We start from the raw sequence: 546 nt of genomic DNA, 5'->3' as shown, positions 1-546 counted from the left end.
GTGGGTACGGTCATCGAGGCGCGGGACATCAGCGAGGAGAAGCGCAACGAGACGGCGCGCAACCTGCTGATGCGGGAGGTGGATCACCGGGCGCGCAATGTTCTGGCGGTGGTGCACTCGCTGGCGCAACTGACGCGGGCGGACGATCTGGAGAGCTACAAGACCATCCTGGCCGGCCGGATCAACGCCCTGGCGCGGGCCCAGACGTCGCTGGCCAGCCGGCGCTGGGAGGGCGGGCGGCTGGAGGATGTGGTCCGCGAGGAGCTGGAGGCTCTGTGCCCCAGGGACAGCATCGAGGTGCAGGGGCCGGAGGTTGGACTGTCACCCGAGCAGGTTCAGCCCATCAGCATGCTGATGCACGAGATGGCCACCAATGCGAACAAGTACGGCGCCTGCAGCCACGTCCACGGCAAGATTTCGGTGACCTGGACGCTGGAAGACAGTCAGGTGACGCTGGTCTGGCGCGAGGCGGGAGGGCCGCCCGTGGTGGCCCCGATGCGCGAAGGGTTCGGCTCGGTGCTGAAGGCCGGGGTGGTCGGTCAGATC

1 protein-coding gene is annotated in these 546 nt (G+C 68.1%); it reads left to right on the top strand.

Annotation, left to right across the window (positions count from 1 at the left end; translation table 11 throughout):
- A partial coding sequence (locus MBEBAB_RS14810) for an HWE histidine kinase domain-containing protein (RefSeq protein WP_045319491.1) occupies positions 1-546 on the top strand: 546 nt, incomplete at both ends.

The organism is Brevundimonas abyssalis TAR-001, assembly GCF_000466985.1.
In the GTDB taxonomy this organism is placed as follows: Bacteria; Pseudomonadota; Alphaproteobacteria; order Caulobacterales; family Caulobacteraceae; genus Brevundimonas; species Brevundimonas abyssalis.
Note: the sequence above shows the minus strand (reverse complement) of the source record. Positions and strands in the feature narration are given on the sequence as shown.